At 66.8% G+C, this 15,737-nt stretch carries 18 protein-coding genes and 1 pseudogene; 5 read left to right on the top strand and 14 right to left on the bottom strand.

The annotated features are described in order from the left end of the window. Positions 1–50 precede the first annotated feature (50 nt). The 4 genes from HWX03_RS01905 to HWX03_RS01920 all read right to left on the bottom strand — a co-directional run bounded on the left by HWX03_RS01905 (position 51) and on the right by HWX03_RS01920 (position 3,126). Positions 51–752: an ATP-binding cassette domain-containing protein gene (locus HWX03_RS01905; RefSeq protein WP_175819135.1), complete on the bottom strand. Its 702-nt coding sequence runs from the start codon at positions 750–752 to the stop codon at positions 51–53. Positions 753–816: 64 nt separating this feature from the next. Next, positions 817–1,494 (bottom strand): molybdate ABC transporter permease subunit, encoded by a 678-nt coding sequence (gene modB, locus HWX03_RS01910; RefSeq protein ID WP_175819136.1) that lies wholly within the window; start codon positions 1,492–1,494, stop codon positions 817–819. A 10-nt stretch (positions 1,495–1,504) separates the two neighbouring features. Then, on the bottom strand, positions 1,505–2,299 hold the full coding sequence (modA, locus tag HWX03_RS01915) for a molybdate ABC transporter substrate-binding protein (protein ID WP_175870045.1): 795 nt from the start codon (positions 2,297–2,299) through the stop codon (positions 1,505–1,507). Between the two features lie 128 nt (positions 2,300–2,427). Beyond that, complete coding sequence (locus tag HWX03_RS01920) at positions 2,428–3,126, bottom strand: phosphatase PAP2 family protein (RefSeq protein ID WP_175819138.1); 699 nt, start codon at positions 3,124–3,126, stop codon at positions 2,428–2,430. 258 nt (positions 3,127–3,384) lie between these two features. Here HWX03_RS01920 and HWX03_RS01925 point away from each other — a divergent pair, with 258 nt between their 5' ends. Then, the gene (locus tag HWX03_RS01925) at positions 3,385–4,494 is read left to right on the top strand and encodes a PHB depolymerase family esterase (protein ID WP_175870046.1); all 1,110 of its coding nucleotides are present in this window, start codon (positions 3,385–3,387) and stop codon (positions 4,492–4,494) included. 80 nt (positions 4,495–4,574) lie between these two features. Further along, the gene (locus HWX03_RS01930; RefSeq protein WP_080681241.1) at positions 4,575–4,751 is read left to right on the top strand and encodes a DUF3563 family protein; all 177 of its coding nucleotides are present in this window, start codon (positions 4,575–4,577) and stop codon (positions 4,749–4,751) included. A gap of 110 nt (positions 4,752–4,861) precedes the next feature. On the opposite strand, the gene HWX03_RS01935 is transcribed toward HWX03_RS01930, so the two are convergent. The 5 genes from HWX03_RS01935 to HWX03_RS01955 form a co-directional block, all read right to left on the bottom strand. Then, positions 4,862–5,281 (bottom strand): organic hydroperoxide resistance protein, encoded by a 420-nt coding sequence (locus HWX03_RS01935; protein WP_034185184.1) that lies wholly within the window; start codon positions 5,279–5,281, stop codon positions 4,862–4,864. Between the two features lie 155 nt (positions 5,282–5,436). Next, positions 5,437–5,889: a MarR family transcriptional regulator gene (locus tag HWX03_RS01940; RefSeq protein WP_034205244.1), complete on the bottom strand. Its 453-nt coding sequence runs from the start codon at positions 5,887–5,889 to the stop codon at positions 5,437–5,439. Positions 5,890–6,077: 188 nt separating this feature from the next. Further along, positions 6,078–6,887, bottom strand: coding sequence for a BPSS1780 family membrane protein (locus HWX03_RS01945; RefSeq protein ID WP_175870047.1), 810 nt, complete (start codon positions 6,885–6,887; stop codon positions 6,078–6,080). Continuing rightward, on the bottom strand, positions 6,878–7,876 hold the full coding sequence (locus tag HWX03_RS01950) for a homoserine kinase (protein WP_174391218.1): 999 nt from the start codon (positions 7,874–7,876) through the stop codon (positions 6,878–6,880). Before HWX03_RS01950 ends, HWX03_RS01945 begins: the two co-directional genes overlap by 10 nt. Before the next feature lie 99 nt (positions 7,877–7,975). Then, positions 7,976–8,371 (bottom strand): hypothetical protein, encoded by a 396-nt coding sequence (locus HWX03_RS01955; protein ID WP_027782546.1) that lies wholly within the window; start codon positions 8,369–8,371, stop codon positions 7,976–7,978. A gap of 129 nt (positions 8,372–8,500) precedes the next feature. Here HWX03_RS01955 and HWX03_RS01960 point away from each other — a divergent pair, with 129 nt between their 5' ends. Continuing rightward, a complete protein-coding gene (locus tag HWX03_RS01960; protein WP_175819140.1) occupies positions 8,501–10,027 on the top strand; it encodes an AMP nucleosidase in 1,527 nt (508 codons plus the stop codon). Positions 10,028–10,124: 97 nt separating this feature from the next. Here the strand turns inward: HWX03_RS01960 and HWX03_RS37295 are convergent. Continuing rightward, positions 10,125–10,384, bottom strand: a pseudogene (locus HWX03_RS37295) (integrase); the annotation flags it as partial. A 509-nt stretch (positions 10,385–10,893) separates the two neighbouring features. On the opposite strand from HWX03_RS37295, the gene HWX03_RS01965 reads away from it, so the two are divergent. Next, complete coding sequence (locus HWX03_RS01965) at positions 10,894–11,376, top strand: hypothetical protein (protein ID WP_175819141.1); 483 nt, start codon at positions 10,894–10,896, stop codon at positions 11,374–11,376. A gap of 220 nt (positions 11,377–11,596) precedes the next feature. Here HWX03_RS01965 and HWX03_RS01970 read toward each other — a convergent pair whose 3' ends face one another. From HWX03_RS01970 to HWX03_RS01980, 3 genes are read right to left on the bottom strand one after another with little or no spacing between them, the layout of a single operon-like run. Then, positions 11,597–12,568, bottom strand: a complete 972-nt coding sequence (locus tag HWX03_RS01970) for an aldo/keto reductase (protein WP_175870048.1) — start codon at positions 12,566–12,568, stop codon at positions 11,597–11,599. Positions 12,569–12,594: 26 nt separating this feature from the next. Then, a complete protein-coding gene (locus tag HWX03_RS01975) occupies positions 12,595–13,398 on the bottom strand; it encodes a glucose 1-dehydrogenase (RefSeq protein WP_174431956.1) in 804 nt (267 codons plus the stop codon). 41 nt (positions 13,399–13,439) lie between these two features. Further along, on the bottom strand, positions 13,440–13,901 hold the full coding sequence (locus HWX03_RS01980) for a cupin domain-containing protein (RefSeq protein ID WP_244132560.1): 462 nt from the start codon (positions 13,899–13,901) through the stop codon (positions 13,440–13,442). Positions 13,902–14,065: 164 nt separating this feature from the next. Between HWX03_RS01980 and HWX03_RS01985 the strand changes: the two genes are divergently transcribed. Beyond that, complete coding sequence (locus HWX03_RS01985; RefSeq protein ID WP_175870050.1) at positions 14,066–14,998, top strand: LysR family transcriptional regulator; 933 nt, start codon at positions 14,066–14,068, stop codon at positions 14,996–14,998. A gap of 171 nt (positions 14,999–15,169) precedes the next feature. On the opposite strand, the gene HWX03_RS01990 is transcribed toward HWX03_RS01985, so the two are convergent. After that, the gene (locus HWX03_RS01990) at positions 15,170–15,460 is read right to left on the bottom strand and encodes a hypothetical protein (RefSeq protein WP_175819145.1); all 291 of its coding nucleotides are present in this window, start codon (positions 15,458–15,460) and stop codon (positions 15,170–15,172) included. Between the last annotated feature and the right edge of the window lie 277 nt (positions 15,461–15,737).

Genomic DNA, 15,737 nt, shown 5'->3' on the forward strand with positions numbered 1-15,737 from the left:
GGCTTCAACGTGGCGGCCAGCGCCACGGTCACGACCACGGCGTCGCGCGCTCAGGTGACGCGCGTCGGCCACTCGGCGTGCGGCGAGCTCGCCTGCACGCGTCCTTCGCTCAACTGCACGACCTGGTCGCCGAAGGCGGCGACGTCGTCGGGGTCGTGCGAGATCAGCACCATCGGGATGTCGAGCCGCGCCTGCAGTTCGGCGAGCTCGTGACGCATGCGCTGGCGCATCGCGCCGTCGAGCGCCGCGAACGGTTCGTCGAGCAGCAGAATGCGCGGCTGCGCGACCAGCGCCCGCGCGAGCGCCACGCGCTGCTTCTGCCCGCCCGACAGTTGCGACGGATATTGCCCCGCGAGCGATTCGAGGTCGAACGCGCGCAGCCAGTACGCGACCTCCGGCGGCACCGTCTTCGCGCGCGGGTTGCGCAGCCCGGACGTGAGCCCGAACGCGATGTTCTGCCGCACGTTCAGATGCGGAAACAGCGCGTAGTCCTGGAACAGGTACGCGACCCGGCGTTCGCGGGTCGGCACGTCGATGCGGCGTGCGGCGTCGAACAGCGGCTCGTCGTTCAGCGTGATCGTGCCTTCGTCGGGCGTCAGCAGCCCGGCGATCGCCTGCAGCGTCATGCTCTTCCCCGCGCCCGACGGCCCGAACAGCACGACGCGCTGCGTCGTCGCCGTGAACGACATGTCGAGCGTGAAGCGGCGTTCGGCGTTCGCGTAGGTCTTGCGGATATCGACGACGAGGCTCATGCGAACCTCCGCCGAAGCAGGCCGGCTGCCGGACGGCGCCGGCGATACGGACGGGAGAGGCGCTTCATGTCAGCTGGCTCCGCCGGGCGCGCGACGGCACGAGCCAGCCGGTCGCGAGCAGCACGAGCACGCAGGTGATCGACGTCACCAGCACGAGGAAGTTGGCCGTGCTGTCATCGCCGGCCTGCACGGCCGCGTAGATCGCGACCGACAGCGTCTGCGTGCGGCCGGGCAGGTTGCCGGCGATCATCAGCGTCGCGCCGAATTCGCCGAGCGCGCGCGCGAACGCGAGCAGCGCCCCCGCGAGGATCCCGCGCGCGGCGAGCGGCAGCGTCACGCGGAAGAACACCGCGACTTCGCCGAGCCCGAGCGTGCGCGCGGCGCGCTCGAGATGCGGATCGACGCCCTCGAACGCCGCGCGCGCCGATTTCAGGATCAGCGGAAACGCGACGACCATCGACGCGATCACCGCGCCTTGCCACGTGAACACGAGCTCGATGCCGAGCGTGTCGAGCCACGCGCCGAACACGCCGCGCCGGCCGAGCAGCACGAGCAGGTAATAGCCGAGCACCGTCGGCGGCAGCACGAGCGGCAGCGTCAGCACGGAATCGACGACGTCGCGCAGCGGCGAGCGCCAGCGCGCGAGCATGAACGCGGCCGCGACGCCGAGCACGATGTCGAGCGCGGTCGCCCAGCCGGCAACCTTCAGCGACAGCAGCAGCGGGACCCAGGCGTCTTGCATCGCGATACGCTCACTTGGCGGGCTTGAAGCCGAACGTCGACAGCACGGCCTGGCCCTGCGGCGACGCGACGAAATCGATGAACGACTGCGCCTGCGCAGCGTGGCGGCTGTCCTTGACCACGGCGATCGGGTAGGTGATGGCCGTCTGGGTCGGCACCGTCAGCGCGACCTTCACGCGGCCCGGCATGATCGCCGCGTCGGTGCCGAACACGAAGCCCGCGTCGACCTCGCCGCGCGCGACGTAGTCGAGGCTCTGGCGCACGTTGGCGGCCAGCACGCCCTTCGCGCTGACGGCGTCCCACACACCGGCCGTGCGCAGTGCGCCCTCGGTGTAGCGGCCGACCGGCACCGAGGCCGGGTCGCCGTACGCGATGCGCTTCACGCCGGGCGCGGTCAGGTCGTTCAGCGACGTCGGCGCGGCCGCGCGGCTGTCCGCCGGCACGATCAGCACGAGCGAGTTCGCGGCGAAATCGCGGCGCGTGCCGGGCACGATCACCTTCTCGTTCACCGCGCGATCCATCGCCTTCTGGTCAGCCGACGCGAACACGTCGGCCGGTGCGCCCTTGGCGATCTGCTGCATCAGCACGTCCGATGCGCCGAAGTTGAACAGCACCTTGGTGTCAGGATGCTGCTTCTCGTACGCGTCGCCGACGGCCTTGAATGCATTCGTCAGGCTGGCGGCCGCCGACACGACCAGTTCGTCGGCGGCGGAAGCGGGCGCGCTGAACGCGACCCCGGCAGCCAGCGTGGCGATCGGCAGCAGGCGAAGCAGGGTGCGGCGAAGCGGACGGACGGTTGAGCGCATGGGGGATTCGTTTTGAATGGGTGGAAACCGTAATCGTAATATAGGGCGGGTTATAACGCTCGACATACTGCTCATGCGGCGGTGCGCATGAAATGGTCAGACGTGAAAAGGGGCGGCCGGGCGGCCGGTCACGCGTGAAGCGGATGCGGCGCCGATTCGGTGCGCTGCAGCGACGACGGCTGCGACGCGGGATGGTAGTTCGGATTGGCCTTCCAGCGCGCGCGGACGAACGGGCGCTCGTGGCCCGACAGTTGCAGCGCGACCTGGGTGACCCAGCGGTGCGACGGCACCGTGAGGCCGTGCAGCGCCACGGTGACGAGCGCGAGGCTCGCGACGACCGCCGGCACCGACCAGCGGTGCGGCGCCGCGCGCCACGAGCCGGCGATGAACGCGAGCGCGGCGAGCGCGCCGACGATGCAGCCGGTGATCGATTCGGACGGCGAATGCGCGTCGAGCGCGACGCGCGACACGCCGACCGCGACGCCGGCCGCGAGCCCGAGCGCGATGCCGGCGATCCGCACCGGCGTGCGCGTGCGGATCAGCGCGAGGAAAATCGCGACCGGATACACCGACGTCGATAGCATCGCATGGCCACTGAACCCGGTGAAATCCCATGCACGGATGCCGATGCCCCAGCCGAGGAACGCGATCTTCGTGAGCGCCACCACGCCGATCGCGGCCGCGAGCACGCCGAGCCACGCAGCCGCGCGCTGCCACGAGTAGCCGAGCGCGAGCCAGACGGCGATCGTGATCGCGAGCGGCAAGGTCAGGCCGGCGCCGCCGAACGCGGTAATCATGATCCACAGGTGAGCGGGCAGGTCGAACATCGGGAAGGGGACGGACGAAGGCGGGGAGAATGCTTAAATCAACGCACGAGCCGGGAAGAACGACTACAACGGATACAAGCGGCGAAACCCCAGTATAGCGCCGCGTCCGGATGAGGCCCGTTTTTGCGTCGCCGGGATCGATCGGCGTGCAGGAAAAATCCTGGAAACAATGTTATGGTGCATTGCACAAAGTCGAACGATGCATCCGTTGCGGCACCCTGATGGTGCCCCTATTTTTCCTGACTGCGAGCCCGATCGATGACCAAAAGTCTGACCAAGGTGTGGCTGGGCGGCATGAAACGCGTGCTGTCCCCGGCCGCCAAGCGCGCGGCGCGCGATGCGCAGCGCATCGCCCGCAACGCACTCGAGGCTGCGGCCTCTCCTGCCGTGTCCGATCCGTCCCCGCCGCGCGAATCACGCGTGCGGCCGCGCGCGGCCGCGTGGGCGGCGGGCGAGTGGACGCGCGGCGAACATCCGATGGCGCCCGCGCTCGGCCGCCTCGTCCAGAATCTCGCGTACGGGCTCTACGTGCCGCCCGGCCGCCGGCGTGGCGCGATGCCGCTCGTCGTGATGCTGCACGGCTGCCAGCAGTCCGTCGACGAATTCGCGCAGGGCACGCGGATGAACCTGCTGGCCGACAAGCACGGCTTCGCGGTGCTGTATCCGGAGCAGTCGCTGCGCGCGCACGCGCATGGCTGCTGGCACTGGTATGAAGACACCGACCGCGCGGGGCGCGGCGAGGCGGACGCGGTGGCGTCGCTGGTCGACGCGCTGGTCGACGAGCACGGCTTCGACGCGTCGCGCATCTACGTCGCGGGGCTGTCAGCCGGTGCGGGCCTCGCGTCGCTTCTGGCGCTGCACCATCCGGACCGCTTCGCGGCGGTCGCGTTGCACTCCGGCCCCGCGCTCGGCGAGGCGAATTCCGGCATCACCGCGATGGACGTGATGCGGCGCGGCCTGCGGCAGAACCCGGCCGCGGCGGTCGATGCGCTGGTCGACGCCGGCGCGTATCCGGGCATGCCCGCGCTGATCGTCCAGGGCGACGGCGATCGTGTCGTCGCGCCGAAGAATGCCGACCAACTGACCGTGCAGTTCATGCGCCTGAACGGGCTCGCCGACAGCCGGGGCGCGTTGCGCGGCGGCGAGCGGGTCGAGACGCGCGAAGCGGGCGCCCAGATGACCGATGTGTGCCGCGACGGCGCGCCGGTGGTGCGGCTGTGCCACGTGAAAGGGCTCGATCACGCGTGGGCCGGCGGCGACGAAGCCGTGCCGTTTCACGCGGCCGTCGGCCCCGACGCAAGCGCGATGATCTGGGCCTTTTTCGAAACCAATCGCCGCACTGTGGCGACCGAACGACGCACCGTTTGATCGACGCTGGCCAAAGACTAGGGTTTTCCCTATAATTCGGGAAAACCCTAGTCCAGAACCTTTGAATAGCGAGATCGAACATGTACCTGCTGAGCCACCTCTTCCTGATGCTGACCAAGAACGCTGAAAAGGCCGCGAAAGAGCGTGCCGACGCGTACCTGGCCGAAGCCACCGATATCTACGATCTCGAATTCCGCATGCGCAAGATCGATCGCGACGCGGCACTGAACCGCCCGTATTCGATCGGCGCGCGCTAAGCGGCGCACACGGGCCTGCCGGCCCGGCATTTCGATGAATCGCGCAAAAGGGCGCGTGCGGCATGATGCCGCACGCGCCCTTTTTGCATTCTGCCGAACCCTGCGTCGCGTCAGACGACCGTCAGGCGCACCGGCACGTTGTTGCGCGTGGCGTTCGAATACGGGCACACGTGGTGCGCCTTCTCGACCAGCGCCTGCGCGTCGGCCTTGTCGAGCCCCGGCAGCGACACGCGCAGCTCGATGTCGAGCCCGAAGCCGCCTGCGTCGTTCGGACCGATGCCCACTTCCGCCGTGACCTGCGTATCGGCCGGCAGCGCCTGCTTGTTCTGGCCCGCGACGAATTTCATCGCACTCAGGAAACAGGCCGAGTAACCTGCGGCAAACAGCTGCTCCGGATTCGTGCCTTCCGCGCCCGTGCCGCCGAGCTCGCGCGGCGCGGCTAGCTTCACTTCCAGCTTGTTGTCGGCGGATACCGCGCGGCCGTCGCGGCCGCCCGTGCTCGTGGCGCTGGTCTTGTACAGAATGTTCATCGTGCAGCTCCTGTCGGGAAGAGAGGGGGAAAGCGGTCCGGTCAGACGGGATGTCGCCGGCCATGAATAAAATATAGAACACTAATCATTAGTGTGCAAATGAAATTTTGAAAAAAAAACCCGGCAGCGCCAGGCGGTCCGTTTGCGCTTGAGTGTCAGCGTTCGTTGGCCACCGACAACGCGTCGCGCAACTGCTGGAGATCGGCGCGCAGCCTGATCAGGAATTCGGGTGTCTGTTGCATCGTGCAAAAGAGGTCGGCGGGCACCGAGCGCGCGCGATCCTTCAGCGCACGGCCTTCCGGCGTCACGCGCACGTTGACGACGCGTTCGTCAGCCGCGCTGCGCACGCGCTCCACGTAGCCGAGCGCTTCCAGCCGCTTGAGCAGCGGCGTGACCGTGGCCGGATCGAGGTCGAGCCGCGCGGCGATATCCTTCACGGCCATGTCGTCGCGCTCCCACAGCACGAGCATCGCGAGATATTGGGGATAGGTCAGCGACAGCTTGTCGAGCAGCGGCTTGTACGCCTTCGTCATCGCGTGCGAAGTCGAGTAAAGCGCGAAGCACAGTTGCTCGTCGAGCGTCTGGGGCAGCGGGGGCAGGCGATCCATGGTTCGGGAAGCGCGGCGGATGCGCGAACGATTTGTACGCAAATTATTTTGCGCGCAAAAGATCGGGTTGAACAGGGGCGACCGAGGCGGCCGATATCGGAAAAGGGGGGAGATCAGAAGCGCCGGGGTGACCACCCAGCGCGGGAAACAGCGTGACGGCCGGCGACATGCGCCGGCCGGGAGAAGGGTCAGCGGCCCGACATCGTCGTGGTCGCGCCCGGTTCCTGCACGCCGAAGCAGCCGCGATAGGTCGCGTAGAACGAGCAGTACAGCATCGTGACGATGATGATCGTCACCGGCATCATGATCGTCAGCGCATACGCGCCGGCGCCGAGCGCCTGCAGCAGCAGCGACAGCGCGAGCGACGTGCCGAGCGCGACGCCGAACCACAGCGCGCCGTACACGACGAACGCGCCGCGATTACGCCAGCAGCTGACGACGCTGAAGAACAGCGCCTTCGCGGGCGGGACGTCATGCCATGCGACCAGCACCGGCGCGAACCAGAACAGCATCGCGACCGGCAGATAGAGCAGCGTCGCGAACATCAGCGCGCCGAACGTGCCTTGCGCGGCCAGCGTCTCGGGCGTCGTATTGGTTTCGTCGGCCGCGCCCATCATCACGTGGAACAGCGCGCCGCCGTCCACGAACGACGAAGCGGCGAACACCAGCACCATCGACGCGACGTAGATCACGCCGAGCGCGAGCAGCCGCTGGGTCGCGATGGTGCCGTACGAGCGAAAGCCGTCGACGAGGATCGTCGGCATCACGGTCTTGCCGGCCACCGTGTCGCGGCACGCGGCCATGAAGCCGACCGCGATGCCGGGAATGAACACCAGCGGCAGCGCCGAGCCGATCACGGGCACCATCGACACCAGCGTAATGGCGAGCAGATACGTGAAGAACAGCGTGATGAACGCGAGCGGATTCCGGCGGAACAGCCAGATGCCTTGACGGAACCAGACATAGCCCGTTTTCGCGGGCACTTCGATCAGTTGCATGCGGTTTGGATCTCGGGAAGCGCGGGCGTATGCGCGATACGCTCCCGCAGAATGCGTTCGAAATGGCCGGGGTCGTGCGGCTTGAGCATCTCGGCCGCGCGCGGCAGGTGGAAGTCGTACAGGCGCGATACCCAGAAGCGGTACGCGCCGGCGCGCAGCATGTCGCTCCAGTGGCGACGTTCCTCGGCCGTGAACGGCCGGACCGTCTGGTACGCGCGCAGCAGCGCATCGGCGCGCGCGACGTCGAGCACGCCGGTCGCGAGGTCGACGCACCAGTCGTTGACGGTGACCGCGACGTCGAACAGCCACTTGTCGCAGCCCGCGAAGTAGAAGTCGAAGAAACCGCCGAGCCGTACGTCGTGGCCGGTGCCGGGCGCCGCGTGCGCGAACAGCACGTTGTCGCGGAACAGGTCGCAATGGCACGGCCCGGCCGGCAGCGCCGCATAGTCGTCCGACGCGAAGAAGCCGGCCTGGTGCGCGAGCTCGCCTTCGAGCAGCGTGCGTTGCGCGTCCGTGATGAACGGCACGATGGCCGGCACGTTCTCCTGCCACCACGGCAGGCTGCGCAGGTTCGGCTGGCTGCGCGGATAGTCGCGGCCCGCGAGGTGCAGGCGCGCGAGCATCTGCCCGACCTCGATGCAGTGTTCGACCCCGGGCGCGAGTTCGGCCGCGCCGTCGAGCTTCGTGACGATCGCGGCCGGCTTGCCGTGCAGCTCGCCGAACAGCGCGCCGTCGTCACGCGGGACCGGGTCCGGTACCGGCACGCCGTGGGCGGCCAGGTGGCGCATCAGGTCGAGGTAGAACGGCAGTTGCTGCGCCGTGAGCTTTTCGAAGATCGTGAGGACGTATTCGCCGCGCGTCGTCGTCAGGAAGAAATTGCTGTTTTCGATACCGGACGGAATGCCGCGGAACGCAAGCACGTCGCCCAGTTCGTAGTGGCGCATCCATTGCGCGAGATCGGAGTCGGAAACAGCGGTGAAAACGGCCATGCGGGATGCGTCAGGTCAGGGTGTCGGCACGCGGGCGGCGTGCAGCGCGACAGCAGGTGAAGGGGCGGCGCGGCGCGGTCGGTGCGCCGCGCCACGGAATCAGTAGCGCAGGTTCAGCGACGGCAGGCGCGTGATCGGGACGCCCGCGTCGTGCGGCTTCGGCGACGTGTCGGGCGTCGAGCTCATCTGGTAGCGCGTGCCGAAGTTCGACTTCACGTCGATCTCGACCGGCTTGCCGCGGTCGCGGTACTCGGTGACTTCGGTGCCGTTCTTGCTCTTTTCGTGGAAGCTCGGCGTGCGGCGGATGTCGGCGAAGTCCACTTTCGACGTGACTTCGGCGCCCGGCCGGTTGATCTTGCGGAGATCGGGCAGGCCGGCGGCTTCGTTGGCCTCGGCCCGGGCCTGCGCGTCGGCGTCAGGCGTGCCGCCGGCGGCGTGAGCGACGCTGGCGGCGGCAAACGCGACGGCAGCGGCGACGAAAATGAGCGGCTTCATGATGAGTCTCCAGTGAACCTACCGATTTTAGCAAATACTGCGCGCCATCCGGCCCCTGCGTGCGCAGGGGCGGCCATAAAGGCGACCGGGTTCCGTGGTAATGTCGTCGGATCTGACGAGGTAATGAAAATGAAGAACGATTTGAGCCGCCGGCACCGTGTGCTGTCGCCCGAAAGCCCGTCGGTCGAGGCTTTCGACGATCCGATCGCCGCCGTCGCGCGGCTGTCCGCCATTTACGACACGAATGCGGGCTTCCTGCGCGATGCATTCGCGCGCTATCGCCGCCACGAAGCGATTACCGAGCACGTCCGCGCGTGCTATCCGTTCGTGCGGATCCGCACCGACGTGAACACGCACGTCGATTCGCGCCGCTCGTACGGCTTCGTCGCGGGCCCCGGGGTATTCGAGACGACGGTCACCCGCCCCGATCTCTTCGCGAACTACTACCGCGAGCAACTGCGCCTGCTGTCGAAGAACCACCATGTCAAGATCGAGATCGGCGTGTCGTCGCAGCCGATTCCGATCCATTTCGCGTTTCCGGAAGGCATCCACCTCGAGGGCGAACTCGATCGCGACCGCCTGCTCGCGATGCGCGACATCTTCGACACGCCCGACCTGTCGTATCTCGACGACCGCATCGTCAACGGCACGTTCGAGCCGGCGCCGGGCGAGCCGCATCCGCTCGCGCTGTTCACCGCCGCGCGCGTCGACTTCTCGCTGCACCGGCTGCGCCACTACACGGCGACGTCGCCCACGCACTTCCAGAACTACGTGCTCTACACGAACTACCAGTTCTACATCGACGAGTTCGTGAAGCTCGGCCGCACGATGATGACGGAAAGCGACGATCCCGAGGTGCGCGCGTACCGCAGCGAGTACAGCGCGTTCGTCGAGCCGGGCGACGTCGTCACGTACAACGCGAACCTCGGCGGCGAACCGGCCGAGGGCACCGCGCCGCCGCGCCTGCCGCAGATGCCCGCGTATCACCTGAAGCGCGCGGACGGCAGCGGAATCACGATGGTCAACATCGGCGTCGGCCCGTCGAACGCGAAGACGATCACCGATCACATCGCGGTGCTGCGTCCGCACGCGTGGGTGATGCTCGGTCACTGCGCGGGGCTGCGCAACACGCAGCGCCTCGGCGACTACGTGCTCGCGCACGGTTACGTGCGGGAAGATCACGTGCTCGACGCCGACCTGCCGCTGTGGGTGCCGATCCCGGCGCTGGCCGAAGTGCAGCTCGCGCTCGAGCGCGGCGTGGCCGAGGTCACGCGGCTGGAGGGCGCGGAACTGAAGCGCGTGATGCGCACCGGCACGGTCGCGAGCGTCGACAACCGCAACTGGGAGCTGCGCGACCATCGCGAGCCGGTGCAGCGGTTGTCGCAAAGCCGCGCGATTGCGCTCGACATGGAAAGCGCGACGATCGCCGCGAACGGCTTCCGCTTCCGGGTGCCGTACGGCACGCTGCTGTGCGTATCGGACAAGCCGCTGCACGGCGAGCTGAAGTTGCCGGGCATGGCCGACACGTTCTATCGCGGGCAGGTCGACCAGCATCTGCAGATCGGCGTGAAGGCGATGGAGATCCTGCGCACGAACGGGCTCGACAAGCTGCATAGCCGCAAGCTGCGGAGCTTCGCGGAAGTGGCGTTTCAGTAACAAGCCCTTGCGGTATAAGGCTCCCCGGATGATCTGGGGAGCCTTCGTGTCTAACATGAGCGTCGGTGTCTAACTTACACGTGTCAATGGAACTGGTTGGACGCGTTCTATTTCGCGTGATTTCGTGTAGTGCGCCGTCATGCTTTCGGTCGTGTGGCCGGCCAGTGATTGCGCTGCCGCGGCCCCCGCTGCCGCTCCAGATCGGTAAGCGCCTTCGCCCGCAGATCGTGGAAGTGCATGCCGATCAGGTACAGCGGACTCGCTTTCTTCGCAGTCTTTCTCCTAGGCCAATCGTGTGCGCCGGCAGGCGCGTTTCCACCCTGAGTACGCGCCGATATAGGTGAGGCGGCCGCCGGCACGGCCGTGCGGATGGGGTGCGTATGCTGTAGTGGTAATCACAAGGTAAGCTTTTCTCCCGGAAGTGAGAGTCTTCCGGAAGATTGTCTTCCGCGCGGGTGGGAGGTTGTGCAGCGGCCTGATACAACTACTTTCGCGGTCGGAGCACCGCGGCGATGAATACTGCGGCGAGCATGCGCCCCGCGGCACCTGGTAGCGGGGCGTTTGCCGAAGAACATCAGGCAAGTCACCGTTCGCAACCGGGAGGTTACGAAGCTGGGATGCGACACGTAAATTACGTAGTCCATAATTTAATGCGCCGAATATTGGATTGGCCTCGATCCTTGTCGGCGTGTAATCACGTGTAATTGAGCACGAGAGGCTATTCATTTAATTTTAGATCCAGGCGAGCACCGGTACAGGTAGCTCGCCGATACCTTTGGATCGCGAGCCGCTCCGGGCTTGCGTTTCAAGGGCGAATTCAAGACGGACGAGGTCGATTATTTCGAAACTATCTTAGGGAAAATATCATGAGCGACGTGGTAATTGAATTCACTGCGGACCCGAGCCGCTGTATCGGAGTTAAGCCTGACTCTAACGAGGCTGGCTTTGTAGGTCCAGGCACGCCGGTAGAGCTACGCTCCCTGACCGACCCGGTGGTACTGAACGTGTGGAATTTCAATGCGACCCTCGGGGCCTTTATTCTCGATCTGACCGACATTCCGGGCGAAAAGAGGTTGGCGCTCGATTTTGCCGGAGGAAAGGCCGCTGCCGAGACCCCCCTCGTCGTGAATTACTTTACCGGTGCGTTATCTCAGCGGTGGAGTCTTACTATTCGGCCGGGATATATCACATCGCTGGCAAACCGGAATCTCGTGATCGACGACCATTTCGACAGTTTGCAAAGCAACAATATGATTTGGGGGTTTCCCTACAACGGGACACAGGCGCAGCGATGGACGGTGCGTAAATTGCTGGATGCGGTAGCCGCCAAAGCGCCTCGATACGCGTAATTGTTTCGTTTTGGCCACTGTCGCCACTACTCTGGCCGAAATTGCCATCGCGTCACATCAAAGGGGCCATCCAGCCCCTTTGTCTATGAGCGAATTACTTGGCGCACTGCCATTTAAGCGTGGCTTTACGCCGTTATCAACGCGCAATAACGGGTAACGTGTCGAACCCGGTCATGTGTTCCACCATTACATCGTCCACTTCCCGCCGCCAGCGCCGCACTCACCACTGCACCGGTTCGATCGTCCGGTCGAAGGCCGCTTCGAGCAACGTGGTTTCGCGTTCGTCGAGCGTGAGGTCGAGTGCCGCGAGCGCATCGGCCATGTGATGCGGCTTCGACAATCCGATGATCGGCGCGGTGACGCCTGGGCGCCGCAGCGCCCAGGCGAGCGCGACCCGGGCGGGAGGCACGCCGCGCGCCTGCGCCGCTTGCCTGACCGCTTCGACGGTCGCGGCAACCGTGTCGCGGCCATCGTACCAGGACACCATCTGCTGGTCGGTCGCGGCCCGCGTCGTCTCCGCGCCGCGCGAGCCGGCCAGCAGCCCGCGACCGAGCGGGGACCATGGCGTGTAGGCGATGCCTTCTTCGATGCACAGCGGCAGCATGTCGCGCTCGTCCTCCCGGCAGATCAGGCTGTACTGGCTCTGCATCGACACGAACCGCGCGAGGCCGTGATGCTGCTGGAAGGCGAGCATCTTCATGAATTGCCACGCATGCATCGACGATGCACCGAGATAGCGGACCTTGCCGCTCCTCACGAGGGTATCGAGCGCGTCGAGCGTTTCTTCGATCGGCGTATCCGGATCGAACCGGTGGATGACGTAGAGATCGACGTAATTGGTCCCGAGGCGCTGCAGCGACGCATCGATGCTCGCGAGCAGATGCTTGCGCGACAGCCCGCGCGCATTCGGCCCGTCGCCGGTCGGAAAGAACGCCTTGGTGGCGATCACCGCGTCGTCGCGCGTCGCGAAGTCGCGTAGCGCGCGGCCGAGAATGCGCTCGCTTTCGCCGCCCGAGTAGATGTCGGCCGTATCGAAGAACGTCACGCCCGCCTCGAGCGCCGCGCGGATGAACGGGCGCGCCACGTCCTCGGTCACGACCCACGGTCGCCACGACGGATGGCCGTAGGTCATGCAGCCCAGGCACAGTTTCGACACCTTCAGCCCGGACGTTCCCAGTCTCACGTACTCCATCGGTTCGATCTCCGTTGCGGTGCCGGTCAGCGCATGCCGCCGATCGTGTAGCCGCCGTCGACGAGGATCGATTCGCCGGTCACGAAGCGTGCTTCGTCGCTGCAGAGCCAGACGGCCGCGTCCGCGACGTCTTCGGGGGTGCCGATCCGCCGTGCCGGCGTGAACGCGGCGAACGGGCGAAACATCTCGTCGTCGCCGAAGCGGCGCGCCATCGGCGTGTCGATGATGCCCGGGTTCACGTTGTTGATCCGGATGCCGTGCGGGCCGCCTTCGAGCGCGACCGCGCGCACCAGCGCATCGAGCGCGCCCTTGCTCGCGGAATAGGTCGACGAGCCGGCCAGCGCGCCTTTCGCGAGCCACGACGACGTGTTGACGATCGCACCGCCGCCGTGCGCGAGCATCGCCTCCATCTCGTATTTGATCGACAGCCACGTCCCCTTGAGATTGGTGGCGATCACGTTGTCGAAGTCGGCTTCCGTCTGTTCCACGATCGGCGCGAACGTGCCTTCCGTGCCGGCATTGTTGAAGGCCGCATGCAACGCGCCGTAGCGTTCGATCGTCGTGTCGACGAGGGCGCGCACACCAGCGGCGGAGCCGACGTCGACGGCCACCGCGAACGCTTCGCCGCCGCGTTCGGCAATCGCCCGCACGGTGTCGTCGAGCGGCGCCGCGCGCCGCCCGGCGACGACGACGCGAGCGCCGTCTCGCGCGAACGCGAGTGCGGCCGCCCGGCCGATACCGGTGCCGCCGCCGGTGACGAGCGCGACGCGACCGGCGAGCCGGTGCCGTATCGTGGCGGAAGGCGTTGATAAGATGCGTGAATCGGACATGATGTGCAGCGCTCCGTGTTGGGGTGAAATGCGCCGGCCGCTCAGTCTTCGCCGTCCGCAACCGTCAGCGGTGCGCCGGGCGTGCCCGCGTAGAACACGATCAGCTCGGCGGTTTCATCGCCGGTCTCGCCGCGATGAGCGCCGTCGACCATTTCCGGCACCACGTCGCCGGGGCCGAGCGCCAGCCGCTTGCCGTCGCTTCGGCGCACGGCGGTCAGGTGGCCCGACAGCACGTAGCCGATATTGATCGACGGATGCGTGTGCCACGGCAGGACGGCGTGCGGCGGAATGCGGTAGCGTACGACCGTCACCTCCGGTCGAGCCGTCGGATAGGCGCGGTAGGGCGAGCCGTCCCACGCGCGGGTGGTTTGCAGCAGCACCGTCTCGACGGCACGGGCGGGCGCGCCGCTCTGTTGCGCGAGTGCGGGCTTTGCCGCACCGGCGACGATCGACACAGCCGCGACGGCGGCCCGGAAGGCGGTGGAAAACGAGCGCGGTTTCATGATGAGCGGCCCGTGCGGGCTGATCGTTGAAGACGGCGCCATTGTGCGAAGCGGAACGGCACGCGACTAGCACCGGACCGGTTGAAACCGATTCAACTTGACGGAGCGGTGGAGCGGCGCCATGGACGAATGCCGGGGCAGGCCCGGCTCGACGGGAGCATCGAATGGATCGTTTGAAGGCGCTGACGGTATTCGTCCGCGTCGCCGTCGCGGGCGGCATCAGCGCGGGGGCCCGCGAGCTCGGCATGACGCCGCAGGCGGCCAGCAAACAGGTCGCCGCGCTGGAGGCGATGCTGAACGTTCGCTTGTTCCAGCGTTCGACGCACCGGATCGCACTGACGGTCGAGGGCGAGCGCCTGCTGGCGCAATGCCGCGGTGCCGTCGGCGAACTGGAGACCGCGCTGCGCATGCTCGACGACGATCGCGCGCACGCGGTCGGCACGCTGCGCGTCGCGGCACCTTATTCGCTGGCGCGGCGTTTTCTTGCGCCGTTGCTCGGCGAGTTCTGCGACCAGCATCCTGGCATGACCGCCGAGCTGATCGTCAGCGACGACATGGCCGACATCGTCGAACAGCGAATCGACCTCGCGGTGCGGACCGGCGATCTGCCCGACAGCGGGCTGATCGCGCGGCGCATCGCCGAGCTGCAATTGGTCGTGTGCGCGGCGCCCGCGTATTTGCGCCGCCATGGCGCGCCGCAGACGATCGACGCGTTGCGCGACCATCGTTGCACCGCGTTCCTGTATCCGCGCACGGGCAAGCCGTTTCCGTGGGAATTCCTCGTCGACGGCCGGGTCGATTCGCGTCAGATCGATCCGTTCATCGCGACCAACGACATCGACGCGGAACTCGACACGGTACTGAGTGGCGCCGCGATCGGCCAGTTCTTCGGCTATTCGGTTCACGAGCATGTCCGCGAAGGGCGGCTCGTGCCGTTGCTGACCCGGCATGTCACCTGCCGGTACGGTCTCTACCTGTGCATGCCGCAGCGCGAGCATCTACCGCGCCGGAACCGTTTGCTGATGGATTTCCTCGTCGCCCGGCTCGGCGCGCATCCTGACCTGGCGCCGCTTTCGTTTGCGGAGACGCGTGCTTGACGTGTTGCTCGATCGACGGCGAGGTAGCGGCTGACGCCCGTTTCATCCTGCCGGTGTGATTCGGCCGAAAAACGGCGCCCGGCGCGCGTTGTGCAAAGCGACAAGGCCGCCCGGCACCGAAGTGCGCGAGCGGCCTTGCAGGGGCGAACGGCCGTGCTGTGTTTCTGTCGTTCAGCACTCGCCTTTTTTCGCATGCCCCGGCGGGCAGTGATAGCCGCCATGGCCGTGATGACGCTCGCGATCTTCCCACTCGCGGCGTTCCCAGTAGCGGCGGCCGTCCCAGTAGCGGTCGCCGTGCCAGCCGACGATGACCGCCGGTGCCGGGGCGACCACGACGGGCGCGGGCGCGACGACGACCGGCGGGGGCGTGCCGATGTTGACGTCGACGTTGACGGCGTGAGCGAGGCCGGACAGCGAAAGGCCGAGGCCGGCGAAAGCGAGGGCGATCAGCGAGCGTTGCATGTTCTTTTCCGTGGTGTCGTGATGAATGGGCCGACGCGACGCGATGGAAGCGAGGGGGACCGTTCCACCGGGGGAACGCCGCGTCGACACAATGCAGTGTGCTGCCGTGCGACGGAAAAGGCGAGTCGTGATTATTACGGAGGGTTGGCGGTGCGCCGGCGCGCGGCGGGCCATCCATTTGACAGTGACTGGCCGCCGATGCGGCTGATCCCGCCGCATCGCGCAGCGCCGACTGCGGGGATTTGACATTCGACCGCGCGTGACGGCGAACGGCATT

It is taken from the genome of Burkholderia sp. BCC0397 (assembly GCF_902832865.1).
Taxonomy (GTDB): domain Bacteria; phylum Pseudomonadota; class Gammaproteobacteria; order Burkholderiales; family Burkholderiaceae; genus Burkholderia.

What these genes read in the sequence shown, in the direction of transcription:
- HWX03_RS01965 (WP_175819141.1), top strand. Translation starts at nt 10,894, where the DNA reads ATGAGCGACGTGGTAATTGAATTCACTGCGGACCCGAGCCGCTGTATC.
- HWX03_RS01975 (WP_174431956.1), bottom strand. Translation starts at nt 13,398, where the DNA reads ATGTCCGATTCACGCATCTTATCAACGCCTTCCGCCACGATACGGCAC.
- HWX03_RS01990 (WP_175819145.1), bottom strand. Translation starts at nt 15,460, where the DNA reads ATGCAACGCTCGCTGATCGCCCTCGCTTTCGCCGGCCTCGGCCTTTCG.
- HWX03_RS01920 (WP_175819138.1), bottom strand. Translation starts at nt 3,126, where the DNA reads ATGTTCGACCTGCCCGCTCACCTGTGGATCATGATTACCGCGTTCGGC.
- HWX03_RS01940 (WP_034205244.1), bottom strand. Translation starts at nt 5,889, where the DNA reads ATGGATCGCCTGCCCCCGCTGCCCCAGACGCTCGACGAGCAACTGTGC.
- HWX03_RS01930 (WP_080681241.1), top strand. Translation starts at nt 4,575, where the DNA reads ATGTACCTGCTGAGCCACCTCTTCCTGATGCTGACCAAGAACGCTGAA.
- HWX03_RS01980 (WP_244132560.1), bottom strand. Translation starts at nt 13,901, where the DNA reads ATGAAACCGCGCTCGTTTTCCACCGCCTTCCGGGCCGCCGTCGCGGCT.
- HWX03_RS01960 (WP_175819140.1), top strand. Translation starts at nt 8,501, where the DNA reads ATGAAGAACGATTTGAGCCGCCGGCACCGTGTGCTGTCGCCCGAAAGC.
- modB (WP_175819136.1), bottom strand. Translation starts at nt 1,494, where the DNA reads ATGCAAGACGCCTGGGTCCCGCTGCTGCTGTCGCTGAAGGTTGCCGGC.
- HWX03_RS01945 (WP_175870047.1), bottom strand. Translation starts at nt 6,887, where the DNA reads ATGCAACTGATCGAAGTGCCCGCGAAAACGGGCTATGTCTGGTTCCGT.
- HWX03_RS01905 (WP_175819135.1), bottom strand. Translation starts at nt 752, where the DNA reads ATGAGCCTCGTCGTCGATATCCGCAAGACCTACGCGAACGCCGAACGC.
- HWX03_RS01935 (WP_034185184.1), bottom strand. Translation starts at nt 5,281, where the DNA reads ATGAACATTCTGTACAAGACCAGCGCCACGAGCACGGGCGGCCGCGAC.
- HWX03_RS01955 (WP_027782546.1), bottom strand. Translation starts at nt 8,371, where the DNA reads ATGAAGCCGCTCATTTTCGTCGCCGCTGCCGTCGCGTTTGCCGCCGCC.
- modA (WP_175870045.1), bottom strand. Translation starts at nt 2,299, where the DNA reads ATGCGCTCAACCGTCCGTCCGCTTCGCCGCACCCTGCTTCGCCTGCTG.
- HWX03_RS01925 (WP_175870046.1), top strand. Translation starts at nt 3,385, where the DNA reads ATGACCAAAAGTCTGACCAAGGTGTGGCTGGGCGGCATGAAACGCGTG.
- HWX03_RS01950 (WP_174391218.1), bottom strand. Translation starts at nt 7,876, where the DNA reads ATGGCCGTTTTCACCGCTGTTTCCGACTCCGATCTCGCGCAATGGATG.
- HWX03_RS01985 (WP_175870050.1), top strand. Translation starts at nt 14,066, where the DNA reads ATGGATCGTTTGAAGGCGCTGACGGTATTCGTCCGCGTCGCCGTCGCG.
- HWX03_RS01970 (WP_175870048.1), bottom strand. Translation starts at nt 12,568, where the DNA reads ATGGAGTACGTGAGACTGGGAACGTCCGGGCTGAAGGTGTCGAAACTG.